A 12,689-nucleotide genomic window follows, 5' to 3' on the forward strand; every position below is an offset into this window, starting at 1 on the left:
CGTTCGAGTTGTTGTCGGTGTCGCTGAGCGCGCCGTCGACGATGTTGACGATGACGCTCGGGTTGAGCGTGTCGATGGTGACCGTATCGGAGCCCGCCGCGCCGGTGTTGCCGGCAAGGTCGGTGTAGCCGCTGGCCGTTACCGAAACGGAGCCAAGACCATCAAAACCGTCTGCCGCCGTGAACTTCGCCGTATAATGCGAAGCATCAATCTTCACAAAATCAGTCAGCGTGCCATTCATTGCCGTAACATCGGCAGAATCGAAGCCCGTCACCGGACCAAGAAAAGTGAACGTCACGACCGAGTTGTTGTCACCATCATTTAAGGAAGGGTAGACAATATTTACGGAGACAGGAACATGCCCGGCGTTATCGAGAACGACAACCCGCTCGATCGCGGAGACCTTGAGGTTGATCGTGGCGAATGTAAATTCTGCCTGACCTGCTTGGCCGGTATTCGTGTTCGAGTTCGCGGCAATGAAGGCACGAAACTGAGCAAGTTCGGTGTTAAACGCCGTCATGAATGACGTATTGGCTAGTTGATCATTGCTTAGATAGATAGCGAGCGTATCGATCTCGGCAGTGCCTTTCGCAGCATTGCCGTTACCGCCGTCGTAGGTGTCGTAGCCGGAAAAGGCTGTTTGTCCGACGGTTGTCCCTGTGCCGTAGACTTGGCTACCAAACTTGTACTGATTTTCCCACGCGCGATAGATGAGCGTGTCCGCTCCCGATCCGCCCAGGACCGTATCGAAACCACTGCCTCCATCGAGCGTATCGGCGCCTGAACCGCCATTCAGGCGATCGCTTCCGGCACCGCCCAAAAGCACGTCGTCTCCACTACCGCCGACCAGATTGTCGTTGCCGCTTGTACCAGTTGCCGTTGCCATACCCCGTCCCCTATCTCGCTAGTTGTTCTTGTCGATCGAGAAGTGCCGACATTGACCTGCCGCTTGCAGCGGCGTCGCTCAAAAATTGTGAACCTATGAGGGCAAGTTCGCCTTCGCCAACAAACGGCTTGATCCTGGGAAAGAGCGCCGGACCAAATGAGTTCGCATCCAGACCAATGGCATGTGTACCAATGCCAAACGCCCACGCTCGCGAGTCCGGCAAACACAGCTTGATGCCTGCTGAATCTGCGCAGGCAACAGCGGGCTTCTTCGGATCGGTCGAGGCGGAAAACTCATCATTCGGAGAGCAAAGTGTGATTTCGGCCAGATCGCTACTCGACCCATCGAGAGATATAATGGTCAGAACGGTGGAAATGGGGACGGGCGCATTTTCGGCTAAGCGGTAGGTATAGTCTCCGCCCTGTGGCGTATCGGGAAGCAACGTCGACATTCCGTCGGCGTTTATGATTTGAGAAGCAGCCATTATAACCCCCTTACTCATACACAGATGCCCCCACATCCGTTTACCGACCGCACTGAAAAGACAAAGCACTCGCTATCAAAGCTCATAGACTTAGTCAGCCCACCCAGCCACCGCTATGTTACGCCTTGCGAACGGCTGACTCAGCAGTACCGTTTACGGATGGCGGCTCGATGTTGATGATGATGATGATGATGTTGCGACGAGATTGGTCGTCGCGCTGCGTCTCCCCTTGCGTCGGCAAACTCGTCGGCTGCCGATCATGTTTTTAAGAAAATGCTTATATTAGGAGATTATTAACTCTTCCGAGGGGGAGTCGTCAACATTCGACTAGCGTGACAGTTAACAGTCAAAATAAAACGTGCACGGAACCGGCTGCGGACCGCCTTCCAGAAACGCATGCCCCAGTCAGGTGAATGTGTAGCAGCAACCGCCGATCTCATGGACAATTGCGTTTCACTGTGTCGGTTGCTGTAACCATCTGAGAAGGTCCCAAGAGTCCGAATTTCCGCACCTTGGCCTTGTCTTTCGACCAGGAAGGGCAGGGATGGTCTGATTTCGATGCATCGTCTCCGGTAGGAGAGGTAATTAGGCGCGATCAATATCCGGTTTCGATCATTCTCAGGCCGGCTCGAATTGTCCTGGAAGTCTTAATTGGCATCGAGAAGGTGATGGGGCTGCCCGTCAAGGATCTGCTCCAAGCAGTTAATCCAAAACCTCACCAATCTTTTGGAAAACGCGGCGGCTGAAAAGGCGGGAGCAACCCAAAAATGGCCGGCACACTGATCTCCTTCAAAATTGCCGATATTGCGCGCGGATCAAGAGCGCACGCTAAGGCAACATGGAGCCTGGCAGGGTAGAGGCGACGGGCAAGATCGTGGTCATCGCCGCTACACATACGAGCGAACCGGAAAACCCCATCGACCAGTGTATAAAAAATCATGCGCGTTCGTCTTAAGGGGCTGAACAGCCGCACGAAACAACTCGCCGACGGCAGCCTCGTCACCTACTAGTGGGCTTGGAAGGGCGGGCCACCTTGCCTGGCAAGCCTGGAGATCCCGAATTCATCGCGGCCTACAAAGCTGCCGCCGCGACCAAGGCCAAGCCGCGCCAGGGCGCGCTCCTGTCCGTGATGAATGAATTTCAGGCCAGCTCGGATTTGGATGACCTGGCGCCGCGCAAGCAAGCCGACTATGTCAAGCTGATCAAGGTTATCGGAAAGAAATTCGGTGACTTCCCGCTGTCGGGCATGAGCGACCGCCGCACGCACGGCATCTTCATGGAGTGGCGCGACGAGCGCGCCAAGGCATCGCGCCGACAGGCAGACTATGGCTGGCAGGTGCTGGCGAGGATCCTGTCCTGGGGACACGGTCGCGGCCTTGTTCAGCCAATCCTTGCGAGAAGGGCGGGCGCCTCTATCGCGGCACCAGGGTGGCTAACGTCTGGACTGCCGCCGACGAGGCCGCATTCTATGCCAGCGCTCCCGCGCACCTGCATCTGCCGCTCACACTGGCCTTGTGGACCGGCCGGCGCCAGGGCGACCTGCTGCGGCTCACTTGACAGCAGTATGACGGCAAGGTGATCCGCCTGCAGCAATCCAAGACCGGAACTCGTGTGGTCATTCCCGTCGGAGGGCCGCTCAAGGCGTTGCGCGACAAGGTCGGGCAGATACTTTTGAACAGCGACGGCGTGCCATGGACCTCAGATGGCTTTCGATCATCGTGGCGCAAGGCCTGCGCCTCGGCCGGGGTGGTCGGAGTGACCCTCAATACATTCGCGGGACTGCTGTAACGCGCCTGGCGCTCGTCGAGGCCTGGGTGCCGGAAATCGCAACGATCACCGGCCACAGCCTTCCTCAACCGAGATCCGGCGCTCGGCGAAAGCGCCATCCGCAAGCTCGAAACGGGAACAAAAATTACCGACCGTGCGTCCGACTGACACGAAATGTTCTAATGATCAAACGGAAAAATCGCTTTCTGGGGAACCTGGATTCGAATCATAGCTGCAGGTCACGTCGCACCTTTACCGGATAGCCGTCGGCATCCTTGCGCTTGTCGAACTGCTTGGCGCGGCGATTGCAGCCGGCATCGAAGTAGTCTGCCGGCCAGCGAACTTCACCGGAGGGCAGGGTGCGCTTGCGGACTTTAGCCATTCCTATTCCTCGCGGTACTTTGGATTAGGTTGCGTGGTGTGGGAGCGAGCTTGCCAGACCGTATAGCGTTCCGCCTCTTTCGCCAACTCTCTATCATTTCTTTCCGCGACGCTCCGATGGCCTCGAAAACCTCTTGGCCGATGGGGACGTCTCCCGAGGCGTATTCATTCGCAAGCTTGATTGCTTCGCCTAACTTTGGATTGTTGGCGAATGGCGCAAGTTCAACGAAAAGATTGAACAGGTTGTCCAGACCGGAACAGTGCCGACTAACGGTTAATGTCGGCAGTGTCCCGAATCATGATTGGCTGGAGCGATGGCGGTACTGGCGTTCGATCTTGTCTATTTTTCCGGCCTGACCCTAGGCGACCTGCTGGGCAGCGTCATTTCGTTGCTGGCGTGTTTGGTGCTCTACAACGTTTTGGCTACGGACCGCCCGAACCGATAGGTCGGGTCTAACCCGCGTTCGCCATTCCAAAGCCAAGGCCCAGGCCGATTGCGACGCCAAGGAACAGCTTGCCGGCCATGTCGATGCGAAGGCGCATACAGGGCGCCATGCGTCTGTGCGGGCGCTCTGAGGCCGTTGCCGACGTCATCGAAGATCGTTTCCATCGGTCGAGTCTCCGAATCTGTGAATCCCCTGTTTGATCCGTCAAAGTCTAACGATCAGGGAAGCGCCATGAAAGCACGTGCAGTAACGGTTGATTCAACCATTGCTGGTATAAGTGTGGGGTGGGTGGCGGCTCCGACAGCTCGGGGGTGGAACTGAGTGCCGAAGCCGCCTGCGCAGCCAAGGTTGGGGTTTGACCGCGCCGTCCTATTCTGGGACAGCGCGGTCAACGATTCGTTAAAATTTTCCGGACCTAATTAAGTCGGTGCTAATTGCGCCCTTCGGCCTTTTTGGGTCAGCCGGGAACATCCCCGCTCCGAGGCTGTTCGGTCACACCCGGCTCGTTCTCAGCGGTCCCTGCCGGTGACCAAGATGGCCCCTCACTCATCATGGTCGGCCCGCGCTCGGAAGCAGGCGCGGGCCATCCCTGCACAAGCCCGGCGTCTCCAGATGTCAGCGCTCTGGCGCGAGCCGGACTGCATAACGATTGCGGATGTGGCTGTTAAAATAGACGCCCTTGGCAAGGCAGCTTTGAACGCAGCAACTGCCTCAGCAGGTACGTCCAAAAACTCGTAATGCTTCCCGCACCACTGCGGCCGTTCTAGAGCGTGCCTCAGAACGTTCTCAAACGAGGTTAGCTGGAGTGGACTTCATAGCGTCACGGGAAACATACGGAACGATACGGGAAGATTTCTGATTTTGGCCCAAGAAAAAACTAATAAAATCAACGATTTTTAGACACCCTCCGGGCCCACCAGTCGCCTTCATGCACAAGGCTTTGCGTCGAGGGTAGACAACCTGGTTAGACAGTGGGTTAGACAAACCGCTTCAGAAGCTTCGCCATTCCATCCACGGCGAGCCGCTCCTGCTCCGTCCTTGCTGTAAAGCTCTACGTGGTCCAGGTCGTCGTGGCCGAGAATGCCTGCCGATTGTTTCGGGGTCGCGCCCTCCTTGGCCAGTACTTCCCCAGCGTCTTCCGAAGTCCATGCAGCGTGCAGCCGGGCCCCATGCTCGCCATCTTGCTCCAGTGCGCCATCATGCCGGTCAGCGACCTCTCCGAGAAGGAATTGCCGTAGGCGTTCAAAATCACCGTGTCGGCCGAGCCCCAATGCTTCGGTGAGCACATAGGTGATCGTTAGCGGACTTCAAATGCGATCCGCTGCTCACTAATTACTTGATCCCGTAAGTTACATGATCACGTACCGACTTTTTTATTGAAATCCCGAATTCGGTGGCCTTATAAGACCGATGTTGCCATTGCTCGTAGGTCGGCTGTGATGGATAACGTGGTTCCATTTCGCAAGGCCGTGCCTTGCGTCGAAGTGACAGAAACCTGCGGCGAATGGTTCGTCCGCGTGGTTGAGAAAGATCAGGAAATTGCCCGGTCATTCAATCAGGATCGTTCGCGTTGTCCTTTGCAGAAGGCCAGCGGATACGCCTAGGGCTAGCGAAGGTCGTGGGCCTGTAGGGCGCTGTGGTGCGGCATTGTAGGCATTCAAGCATGAGCGGAACCTAATTTGCAGCCGCAAATTAATTCCAATGGATGAACTCCCAAACCGGAAAAAACTCGTGGCTGACCCTCAACCTCGGCGGGGCTCCAACAAAGGTGTGTTGCTAGCGGCTGCAGCGCTGCTGTTTGCCTTTCTCGCTCTTATTCTGTTTGGTTTTTTTCAGTAAGTGTGCGCGGCGCCGGCTTCCCAGAGAGGGCAGAGCACCTGCCGACGTGATCTTCGATCCGCTCGCGTCCTTGCGGCGGGGCGACTATCCAAGCCGGCTCGGTTCGTCGCTCCTGACGGGTTCGGCGGTCCCAGCGCAGCAGGATGATCATTCGGCAATTCTTGGCAGCGCCGGTATTCAACTCACGCCCAAAGCGATTGAACTGAAGCTGGCCGTCGATGTCGTGACTGACGCAGCATGAGCCGAACAGGCGAGGCAAGCGCAAGCCTTGGGGCCTAACCTCAGACAGACGAAGCACGCTCGTGCAGTCTGGAGACAGCGCAACGAGTTATTCATTCGGGCGCCTTCGCATCACCAGCGGAACGAAAGAGTTAATTGGCGGTTTACTAGGGAAGGATTGCAGGACGAAAAACATTGAGGATTTCTGCCATGACAATGTTGTTCGAACCACTCGACTCTGAAGGTTACAAGCGCAGCGTGGTCTACCATGCCGCACGCTTGTCCATGCTCCACAATCGAATGCTGAAGCGTTTCGACAAGGTCGATAAAGCGGCTGAAAAGGTTGAAGCCGAGGTGGAGCTGTTTGATGAAGCTGTTCGCACTCTCTACGAATGAGCGGCATGTTGACCGCCGACGTTCCTGCTAGCGCGTATACGGGCGCGGGGTTCACCGTTGCGTCACCAGGCGATGTCGCGCCGCGTATTTGGGCTTGATAAGCACGATCTAATGTATACGATTCACCCAGCCGGCCTGGCTCCCCCGCCATCGGGCCGGTCAGGCCCGACGGTTCAACGCACCACCCCAAACGACTGTCGGGCCGCCAGGACGCTCACTGCGCAGCCGGGTTCATGCTTTGCCTTTTTTTCTCGAAAAGCGCGAGCTTGGTCATATAACCAATTCTGATTTTTGCATGGCATTGGGTGCAGTTGAAGTTGGATATCACCTTCAACCACGATCCCTTTTTTATGATGACATGAGAACAGTTTGGACATTCCAGTTCCAGGTACTCGTCGCCCATATCGTTTGAAATCGGCACTACGACACTCCCCAACAGTTGCCCGTGAAACTTGCGCTTCGAGATCGGCCGGCACCTCCGTGCTCAAGCCCCGAACGTGGGTCCTTGGCAGATGTTCCGCAATCCGACCTCTGGCGACGGGATCGGACCTAAGTCCAAATCGCCGCCAACAGGCCGAGAAGTGGAACCCGGCGGATGCTTTTTGAACGCTGAATTTCCGTCCTCGCCGGTCGTAGTCCGCCGTCCTCGTGGCCAAAGCGCCAATGTTGCCTTTTGTGAAACTGACCTCGCCCGGCCTACCAGGTCGCCAGGGCGCAACTCCGGTAATGCTACGGTCGGAGCGAATGTCAGCGCGAAGCTGTGCGCAGGGACGCCAACTCGCTGACAGCAGCAAGGATGACAGCATCGGTTGCCGGCTTCGGCAGGAATCTGCAGTCGCGGAAAGCCGCGGGAACGTCGGCGGGGCCAAATCCCGACAAGAAGGCAAAGGGGATGCCTCGCGCCTGCAATATCCTCGCCACCGGCAGACCCGTTTCACCGTTCAGCTGGATGTCTAGCAACGCCACGTCAATCTTGTCCGATTCGACAAGACGCAGAGCGGCGGATACCGACGGCACAGGTCCGACCACCTGATAACCGGCGCGACGCAGCCGCGCGGCAGTGTCCTGCGCGACTAGCCATTGATCCTCAACAATCAGAACACTCACGCTTTCGCTCACGGCCCCTCTCTGCGATTGACCGGAAATGAGATGTCGATCCGAGACCTTCGGACAGTTGTTTCGACATGTCCGCAAACCTATAGGTAACCTCTCCATGCAGCAAGGTGAGGCTGATGCTGGAGCGGAGGCGCTTCCACCGACCACTTGCTGAATTACCGGAGCCGAAGATTAGCGCGTCAATGGAGCTGCGGTCCGCCTCCGCTCCATCAGAGTTGGATAGGCATTTACCCTCTCCACGATCCGCAAAATCTAAAAGCCTCCGTATCACGCCATTGGCTCTTCAAAGCATCAGCAGCACCTCTCTCTCTCTCTCTCTCTCTCTCTCTCTCTCTCCATCTTGGGCGACCTGAGATTGCGGTCGGTCAATGAGCGTCAGAAGTGCGATGCACCGAGTTTGTGCCTGCAGTTTTTCGAAGGAAAGGCTTGAGAATTCATGATTTCGGAGCAGGTTTGGCTGGCGCATGAGCGCCGCAGATCTATACTGGGGAGATCAAGCGATGGGGTCGGCCATGAGCAAAGAGTTCAGTGTAGCTGATGCCTATGGCGCCGGCCGCGCCATGTTCATGGGACTTGAACTGCTGGTTTCGCCCGGTGCGCTCGTCCCCAGACCTGAGACCGAGTTGCTCGGCAAGACCGCGCTTGGTGTGTTGCATCAGATGAACCTGCCGGCTCCGCGCATAGTTGATATGTGCTGCGGCACTGGGAATCTGGCGTGCGCGATCGCCTACCATGTGCCCAGCGCCCTTGTCTGGGCAAGCGATCTCACCGATGAATGCGTCGAAACGGCACGCCGCAACACCTCACATCACGGCATGGCTGAGCGTCTTTCGGTGCTTCAGGGCGACTTGTTCGACTCTCTCATCGGCCTTGGGCTAGACGGAACTATCGACGTAATCGTCTGCAATCCGCCTTACATTTCTGAAAAGCGGCTCGAGGGCGACCGCGCCCATCTGATCGAGCTTGAGCCGCGCGAGGCGTTCGCAGCCGGCCCTTACGGCCTGAGCATTCATATGCGCGTGCTGAAAGACGCACCGCGATACCTGCGGCGTGGCGGCATCCTGCTCTTCGAGGTCGGGCTTGGCCAAGACCGACAGGTAGCGGGTCTGCTGGAACGCAGCAAGGCATTCGAGAACATCCGTTCGGTCTCGAACGAAGCGGGCGAGGGCCGGGTGGTTCTGGGGCAAGTCAAGACGCAGGCATGAATCCTGCGACAGTCAGACCAAATACGGGGCTGCTCTGGGCGTTACGCTCACCCATCAGTTCATTTTGCGGATGATGTATTGCTCGATCCCCTGGATGGAATCGAGGTTTTCAGGCAGAAGTTCGCTGTCCTCGACGGTAATGCCAAAGGTCTCCTCGATGAAGCCGATAATCTCAAGCACACCCGTCGAGTCGACAATGCCTTGATCGAGCAAGGATGCGTCATCCAGCAATGCCTTGACGTCGCTGACGTAGAAATTTGAAACCAAGAAACTACGAATCTGCTCGCTGTAGATTCCGGTGCGTTCCTTGATGGTCAACATGAATTCGTCCTCCGTAGCGACGCCATTAAATCAGCGACTTGGTTCTGGCCCCGCATCATGACAGCGCCGTTTTCTTGAGTTTTCCCGTGTCCGTCATCGGCAGGTTCGCAACAACGACGATGGATTTCGGGACCATGAAGTTTTCCAGACGCTTCTGGCACTCCTTCTGCAGTTCCCTTTCGCCAATGGCTCTTCCATGCTCCATCACCACAAAGGCTTTCACCGCTTGCCCGAGGAGCTCGTCGGGAACACCGATGACAGCCGCTTCCCGGACTCCTGGAATGTCCATCAGTACGTTTTCCACTTCCCTTGGCGCCACCTTCTCGCCTCGCGACTTTATGATCTCATCCCCACGGCCAACGAAGTAGAGGTAACCCTCCGTATCCATCCGGCAGTAGTCGCCGGTGTATAGGACCTGCTCGCCGGGCAACGGGCCGGGTTTGAGTTTCCTGGCCGTTGCCTCGGGCTTGCCCCAATACCCCTTCATCACCGTTGCGCCGCGAATGACGAGTTGGCCGACAACGCCGGGGCCTATCCGCCTGTCATGCTCGTCAACGATCCACATCTCCGTATTCGGGATTGCGATCCCTACGCTCAATGGCTTTCGCTCGAGGTCCTCTGGCGGCAAATAGGTGCAACGTTTGCATTCGGTGAGACCGTACATCGAATAGATGCGTGCACCCGAAAACAGCTCGCGAAGCATGAAAATATGCTTGAGGGGCAGGGCTGCCGCAGTGTTTGTGACGTAGCGGATGCTCGAGAAATCCTGGTCTTTGAGGGACCTGAGTTCGGAGAGTGCGGCAAAGATTGTGGGCACGCCGGGAAAGCCCGTAACTCCCTCCTGCCTGATCAACCCGAGGATCTGTGCCGGGAAAGCGAACGAGCGTTCGAGCACCAGCCGGGCGCCGGTACGAAAAGCCATGATCATCTGGTACAGTCCATAATCGAAGGCGAGGGGTAGGACATTGAGGATCACCTCGTCCTCGGCAATCGCCAGGTAGGAAGCGACAGACGCGCACGCGGCCATCATGTTTCTGTGCGTCAGCATCACGCCCTTGGGTTCGCCCGTCGACCCGGACGTGTAGATGATGGCTGCCAGATCAACATCGATGCACTGCCGTGCCGGCGGCGTATCCGCGCCATTGGCGAGGGCGGCGTCCCAGCGCACGGCAAACGGCAGCTGGGCGAGTTCGACGTCGTCGATCGGTCCCGATACGATCACCCGCAGAAGTGACGGGCAGCCGCGCGCCGGCTCGCGGAAGATCGCGTGCAGATGGCCGTCCGTGATGAGCGCCGTCGGCCGGCAGTCGTTGAGCAGATAATCGAGCTTGTCGCTCTTGGTAAGCGGGTTGACGATGCACACCACCGCATTCGCCTTTAGCACCGCCCAGAAGCTAACCACCGTCTCGACGGTGTTGTCGGCGAAGATCATCACGCGATCACCGCGGACGACTCCGGATGCGGCCAGGTCCCGGGCGATCGCGTTGGCTCGCGTTTCCAGTTCGAGGTAGGTGACACGCTGCCTGTTGCACACCAGCGCCACCTTACTTCCGTGTCGGACGGCGGAATGGGCGAGGTAGTCATGTAGCAGTGGTATGGCATCATGCAACATACAGGCGCTCTTCCCGATGTTCGCAGTCGACGTCGACGCTGAGCGTGCATTCGAGCGTTGCACTGGGACAACCCGCGACGAACTGCTGATGAAGAAGTTGGGTCGACAACACGCCGACCAGCGCCATGTTGTCGGCATTGGACAGGTCGCCATCGCCAGTTCTGGCCTGGCATTTGGCAAGCAGGTGCGTGACCCCCTTTGGATCGAAGACATTCGCCTCGCGCAGGGCCGTCTGCGAAACGGCCTCGCGAGCGTAATCCGGAGCGTCTGCGCCGACGAAGCAAAGCGCGTTGGGCGCGCGGAAGGGCTGCTTCTTGCGGGCTACGATCTCGGAGGGCAGGATGGGTGCCGCCATGCGCTTCAGCACGTGCTTTTCGTCGAGGCCGCGGAGTTTGAAGGAGGGTGGCAGCGAATTCGCGAGCCTCACAAGTTCATCGTCCAGGAACGGGAAGCGCCCCTCGACGGAGTGAGCCATCAGCATCCTGTCGCCTTGCGAGGAGAGCAGATAGCCCGACATCAGTGTTTGGACCTCGAGATACTGGTCCTGCGCAAGAGGGCCCCAACGGGCAAACTGCGCGGGCAGACGGGCGAGCAACTCGGACACGGCGTCGCGGCCCTGCGTTTGAGCGCGCATGTCGGTCGTAAACAAGCGCTTGATGGCCCTGGTGGTTTGCCAGCGCGTTTCATGAGCAAAGCCCGGCGCGTCGTAAGCCTGAATATTTCGCCCGAAGAACTGACGCGCCATCGCCTGCTGTTGCACCGGCGAGCGGGTGAGATAGGGGTAAAGGCGTTCCAGGAGCCGAGAGCGGCGTGTCGATGTCGGGTGGCGCCCCCAGAAGCGGCGGACCTTGCCTTCGCGGAACAGGTCGTAGCCGGCGAACATTTCGTCAGCGCCTTCGCCGGTCAGCACGACCTTGATGCCACGCTCGCGCACCAGGCGCGAGAGCAGGAAGAGCGGCGCCGGGGCAGTCCTCAGTATCGGGCGTTCGGTGTGTTGGATTACCTCCGGAAAGATTCCGGCTATATCTCTGCGCGAAACGACCACTTCATGGTGCTCACTGCCGATCGTCTCGGCAACCATACGCTGGAAGCGGGTCTCGTCATATTCGGCGTCAGCAAAACGCAAGGAGAAGGTTTGGAAGCGCTCGCCCGCGAAGCGCCTTGCGAGCGCGGCCACAAGCGAACTGTCCAGCCCTCCGGAGAGGTAGCACCCGACAGGCACGTCTGCGCGCGCCATTCTGAGCGCCGTCGCGGCTTCAAGAGCGCTAGATACGCGGTCCACCGCGTCATCGCTGGACCCGGTGAACTCGCCCGGCCGCGATCCGAACTTGTCGGGATAGGAAGGCTGCCAAAAAATCCGCTCACGAACGGTGCCATCCTGATAGATGCGGACATGACCCGGCTCGAGTTCGTTGATTCCGTGGAAAACTCCTTGCGGCGGAACGACCGTCCAGAGCGTGAACGTCTGATCGATGCCGGCTGGATCAAGGGCGCGAGGTATGGTTCGATCGGCCGCGAAAATGGCTTTCACTTCGCTGGCGAAATAAAGCCGGTGCGCATGCTCGCTGAAATACAGCGGGCAAATGCCGAAGCGGTCGCGCGACAATATGAGACGATTGGCCACTGAATCCCAGATCGCAATTGCCCATTGGCCGTTCATCCGCTCGAAGGCCGTTTCTCCCCACTCACGATAGGCGTGTAGCGCGACCTCCGTGTCGCTGCGGGTTCGGAAGCGGTGGCCGAGCGCCGTGAGTTTTTCACGCAATTCGACGTAGTTGAATATCTCGCCGTTGAACACGATCCACGTCGTATCGCCTGTGTCCGCCATCGGTTGCTGGCCACTGGAAAGATCGACGATGGACAGGCGCACATGCGCCAGCCCCGCGCGTCTGTCCCGGTAGAGACCGCGCCCGTCGGGGCCGCGATGCGCCAGCGCGCCCATCATCTGCATCAGCGCCTGCCGCGAAGGAGAAGCCGCTGTGGCATTCAGCGCCACGATTCCAGCGATGCCGCACAT

General features: G+C 58.2%; 16 protein-coding genes. 7 read left to right on the top strand and 9 right to left on the bottom strand.

Annotated elements, in window-relative coordinates; translation table 11 throughout:
- A partial coding sequence (locus NKJ75_RS29745) for an Ig-like domain-containing protein (protein ID WP_352500535.1) occupies positions 1-886 on the bottom strand: 886 nt, incomplete at its 3' end.
- A gap of 10 nt (positions 887-896) precedes the next feature.
- Positions 897-1,370, bottom strand: a complete 474-nt coding sequence (locus tag NKJ75_RS29750) for a hypothetical protein (protein ID WP_155923510.1) — start codon at positions 1,368-1,370, stop codon at positions 897-899.
- Positions 1,371-1,888: 518 nt separating this feature from the next.
- On the opposite strand from NKJ75_RS29750, the gene NKJ75_RS29755 reads away from it, so the two are divergent.
- The 3 genes from NKJ75_RS29755 to NKJ75_RS29765 all read left to right on the top strand — a co-directional run bounded on the left by NKJ75_RS29755 (position 1,889) and on the right by NKJ75_RS29765 (position 3,158).
- Positions 1,889-2,116 carry a hypothetical protein gene (locus NKJ75_RS29755; RefSeq protein ID WP_155923509.1) on the top strand — a complete coding sequence of 76 codons (228 nt, stop codon included), beginning with the start codon at positions 1,889-1,891 and terminating at the stop codon, positions 2,114-2,116.
- A 287-nt stretch (positions 2,117-2,403) separates the two neighbouring features.
- Positions 2,404-2,949 carry a hypothetical protein gene (locus NKJ75_RS29760; RefSeq protein WP_245265751.1) on the top strand — a complete coding sequence of 182 codons (546 nt, stop codon included), beginning with the start codon at positions 2,404-2,406 and terminating at the stop codon, positions 2,947-2,949.
- Positions 2,946-3,158: a site-specific integrase gene (locus NKJ75_RS29765; RefSeq protein ID WP_245265752.1), complete on the top strand. Its 213-nt coding sequence runs from the start codon at positions 2,946-2,948 to the stop codon at positions 3,156-3,158. Before NKJ75_RS29760 ends, NKJ75_RS29765 begins: the two co-directional genes overlap by 4 nt.
- A gap of 205 nt (positions 3,159-3,363) precedes the next feature.
- Here NKJ75_RS29765 and NKJ75_RS29770 read toward each other — a convergent pair whose 3' ends face one another.
- Positions 3,364-3,519, bottom strand: coding sequence for a hypothetical protein (locus tag NKJ75_RS29770; protein WP_023744425.1), 156 nt, complete (start codon positions 3,517-3,519; stop codon positions 3,364-3,366).
- Between the two features lie 313 nt (positions 3,520-3,832).
- Here NKJ75_RS29770 and NKJ75_RS29775 point away from each other — a divergent pair, with 313 nt between their 5' ends.
- Positions 3,833-3,964: a hypothetical protein gene (locus NKJ75_RS29775; protein WP_023707393.1), complete on the top strand. Its 132-nt coding sequence runs from the start codon at positions 3,833-3,835 to the stop codon at positions 3,962-3,964.
- Positions 3,965-5,015: 1,051 nt separating this feature from the next.
- On the opposite strand, the gene NKJ75_RS29780 is transcribed toward NKJ75_RS29775, so the two are convergent.
- Positions 5,016-5,252 (bottom strand): hypothetical protein, encoded by a 237-nt coding sequence (locus NKJ75_RS29780; RefSeq protein ID WP_031247035.1) that lies wholly within the window; start codon positions 5,250-5,252, stop codon positions 5,016-5,018.
- Positions 5,253-5,849: 597 nt separating this feature from the next.
- On the opposite strand from NKJ75_RS29780, the gene NKJ75_RS29785 reads away from it, so the two are divergent.
- On the top strand, positions 5,850-6,044 hold the full coding sequence (locus NKJ75_RS29785) for a hypothetical protein (protein WP_352500536.1): 195 nt from the start codon (positions 5,850-5,852) through the stop codon (positions 6,042-6,044).
- 188 nt (positions 6,045-6,232) lie between these two features.
- On the top strand, positions 6,233-6,418 hold the full coding sequence (locus NKJ75_RS29790; RefSeq protein ID WP_023681021.1) for a hypothetical protein: 186 nt from the start codon (positions 6,233-6,235) through the stop codon (positions 6,416-6,418).
- A 173-nt stretch (positions 6,419-6,591) separates the two neighbouring features.
- On the opposite strand, the gene NKJ75_RS29795 is transcribed toward NKJ75_RS29790, so the two are convergent.
- Positions 6,592-6,795: a hypothetical protein gene (locus tag NKJ75_RS29795; RefSeq protein ID WP_155921622.1), complete on the bottom strand. Its 204-nt coding sequence runs from the start codon at positions 6,793-6,795 to the stop codon at positions 6,592-6,594.
- Positions 6,796-7,165: 370 nt separating this feature from the next.
- The gene (locus NKJ75_RS29800) at positions 7,166-7,537 is read right to left on the bottom strand and encodes a response regulator (protein WP_023670881.1); all 372 of its coding nucleotides are present in this window, start codon (positions 7,535-7,537) and stop codon (positions 7,166-7,168) included.
- Between the two features lie 509 nt (positions 7,538-8,046).
- Between NKJ75_RS29800 and NKJ75_RS29805 the strand changes: the two genes are divergently transcribed.
- The gene (locus NKJ75_RS29805) at positions 8,047-8,739 is read left to right on the top strand and encodes a N5-glutamine methyltransferase family protein (RefSeq protein ID WP_023689767.1); all 693 of its coding nucleotides are present in this window, start codon (positions 8,047-8,049) and stop codon (positions 8,737-8,739) included.
- Positions 8,740-8,793: 54 nt separating this feature from the next.
- Here the strand turns inward: NKJ75_RS29805 and NKJ75_RS29810 are convergent, their stop codons facing one another.
- Genes NKJ75_RS29810 through asnB form a run of 3 tightly spaced genes read right to left on the bottom strand, consistent with a single transcriptional unit; the run spans position 8,794 to position 12,689 of the window.
- Entirely contained in the window at positions 8,794-9,060 is a 267-nt protein-coding gene (locus NKJ75_RS29810) for an acyl carrier protein (RefSeq protein ID WP_023670883.1), read from the bottom strand.
- Positions 9,061-9,115: 55 nt separating this feature from the next.
- A complete protein-coding gene (locus tag NKJ75_RS29815) occupies positions 9,116-10,672 on the bottom strand; it encodes a class I adenylate-forming enzyme family protein (RefSeq protein ID WP_031247038.1) in 1,557 nt (518 codons plus the stop codon).
- The gene (gene asnB, locus NKJ75_RS29820; protein WP_023744429.1) at positions 10,662-12,689 is read right to left on the bottom strand and encodes an asparagine synthase (glutamine-hydrolyzing); all 2,028 of its coding nucleotides are present in this window, start codon (positions 12,687-12,689) and stop codon (positions 10,662-10,664) included. The genes NKJ75_RS29815 and asnB overlap by 11 nt, the downstream gene beginning before the upstream one ends.

The sequence above is a fragment of the Mesorhizobium sp. M0058 genome, from assembly GCF_040323095.1.
Taxonomy (GTDB): domain Bacteria; phylum Pseudomonadota; class Alphaproteobacteria; order Rhizobiales; family Rhizobiaceae; genus Mesorhizobium.

What these genes read in the sequence shown, in the direction of transcription:
- NKJ75_RS29750 (WP_155923510.1), bottom strand. Translation starts at nt 1,370, where the DNA reads ATGGCTGCTTCTCAAATCATAAACGCCGACGGAATGTCGACGTTGCTT.
- NKJ75_RS29770 (WP_023744425.1), bottom strand. Translation starts at nt 3,519, where the DNA reads ATGGCTAAAGTCCGCAAGCGCACCCTGCCCTCCGGTGAAGTTCGCTGG.
- NKJ75_RS29775 (WP_023707393.1), top strand. Translation starts at nt 3,833, where the DNA reads ATGGCGGTACTGGCGTTCGATCTTGTCTATTTTTCCGGCCTGACCCTA.
- NKJ75_RS29780 (WP_031247035.1), bottom strand. Translation starts at nt 5,252, where the DNA reads ATGTGCTCACCGAAGCATTGGGGCTCGGCCGACACGGTGATTTTGAAC.
- NKJ75_RS29790 (WP_023681021.1), top strand. Translation starts at nt 6,233, where the DNA reads ATGACAATGTTGTTCGAACCACTCGACTCTGAAGGTTACAAGCGCAGC.
- NKJ75_RS29795 (WP_155921622.1), bottom strand. Translation starts at nt 6,795, where the DNA reads ATGTCCAAACTGTTCTCATGTCATCATAAAAAAGGGATCGTGGTTGAA.
- NKJ75_RS29805 (WP_023689767.1), top strand. Translation starts at nt 8,047, where the DNA reads ATGAGCAAAGAGTTCAGTGTAGCTGATGCCTATGGCGCCGGCCGCGCC.
- NKJ75_RS29810 (WP_023670883.1), bottom strand. Translation starts at nt 9,060, where the DNA reads ATGTTGACCATCAAGGAACGCACCGGAATCTACAGCGAGCAGATTCGT.
- NKJ75_RS29815 (WP_031247038.1), bottom strand. Translation starts at nt 10,672, where the DNA reads ATGTTGCATGATGCCATACCACTGCTACATGACTACCTCGCCCATTCC.
- asnB (WP_023744429.1), bottom strand. Translation starts at nt 12,689, where the DNA reads ATGTGCGGCATCGCTGGAATCGTGGCGCTGAATGCCACAGCGGCTTCT.